Annotated in this window: 1 pseudogene (only partly in view); it reads right to left on the reverse strand. The window is 63.0% G+C overall.

Features of this window, described 5'->3' with window-relative positions:
* A pseudogene (locus tag J4G14_10545) lies at positions 1-414 on the reverse strand (DUF1501 domain-containing protein) (it extends past both window edges: 87 nt to the left, 609 nt to the right).

Here is a 414-nt window from a genome sequence, read left to right on the forward strand (position 1 = left end):
CCCTGAAGTCGGTGTGCGGCACCAGGTCGCCCTGGTCCAACGCCTCAGGTCGGGTCTCAGGGTACTCACCGTGCATTCCGCCAACCACCCGGGGGCCTATGGCAATGCACGCTCCCGCTGCACCGTGGTCAGTGCCGGAGCCGTTGTCGCGCACTCTCCTGCCGAACTCCGAGAACAGGAACATCACAACGTTTTCATCCGCGTCGTGCTCCCTGAGGTCGTCCCAGAAGTCCGCGATTGCACCGGACACCTCAGTCCACAGCTTGTCGAAGGTCGGTCCCTGTGAGGCGTGTGTGTCGAAGCTGCCGTGCTGGGTGTAGAACACCCTGGTTCCCACCTCAGCGGTGTGGATCATCGCCACGTCACGAAGGCTGTTGGCTATCGGGTTGCTGGCGTACTCGACGCTGGACGAGT

This window comes from Dehalococcoidia bacterium (genome assembly GCA_021295915.1).
In the GTDB taxonomy this organism is placed as follows: Bacteria; Chloroflexota; Dehalococcoidia; order Lucifugimonadales; family UBA1123; genus VXRN01.